Here is a 739-nt window from a genome sequence, read left to right as displayed (position 1 = left end):
GGCAGCGCTACCTACGACGGAACCCCGTCGGCGGGTGGCCGGTCCAGTGCTTGAAAGCGTGTGAAAAGCTGGCGAGGTCGCTGTAACCGAGGTCCGTGGCGATCTCGCTCGCGGACACAGATCCGTCCAGTAAACGAAGAATCGCGTACTCACGAATGACCGACTGGCGCAGTCCGCGATAGGTCATCCCTTCCTCAGAGAGGCGCCGCTTAAGTGTGCTCGTAGAGATGGAGAGTTCGTCTGCAATCCACTGACTTCCACAATCTGCGGGACGCTTCTCTATCAGACGTCTCACCTTGTCCGAATACGAGGCGATTTTACTCCGCTCGTCGAGCCTTCGCTGCAAGTCACCGCTAGCGAGTCGATACGCCACGGGGTCAGAGAACCGGCAGACGTGATTGACCGCGTCAACGGGAAAATGCAGAATGGACAGTGAAGCGTCAAATACCAGGCGACCAGCTAACCAATCCTGATCCACGGGCAGACCTTCCGGAGCGGGCCAACCCAGTGAGAGTGTGATGTCTGGTGCATCGCCAACGAGTATATTCAGCAGCCTCAGCAGGACCGCACCACAGTAGGTGACCACTAGGGAGTCTAGGACTCGATCGCCCGTCTGCCCATTGAGCGCGACAGACACTCCGTGTCCACCTGCGTAGAACTGCGCACTCAGGGCTGGGGTTATTAGCGGCAGGTAGGCAAGCAATTCCAATATCTCGCCTGCGGAACCTGCGCTTACTAG

1 protein-coding gene is annotated in these 739 nt (G+C 58.2%); it reads right to left on the bottom strand.

Features of this window, described 5'->3' with window-relative positions; all coding sequences use genetic code 11:
• Positions 1-7 precede the first annotated feature (7 nt).
• Positions 8-739 (bottom strand): helix-turn-helix domain-containing protein (locus CEY15_RS17880; protein ID WP_095719510.1); only part of this gene is annotated, 732 nt, incomplete at its 5' end.

Origin of the sequence: Dietzia natronolimnaea (genome assembly GCF_002289575.1) — a bacterium.
In the GTDB taxonomy this organism is placed as follows: Bacteria; Actinomycetota; Actinomycetes; order Mycobacteriales; family Mycobacteriaceae; genus Dietzia; species Dietzia natronolimnaea_A.
This window is presented reverse-complemented; position numbering and strand designations above follow the sequence as displayed.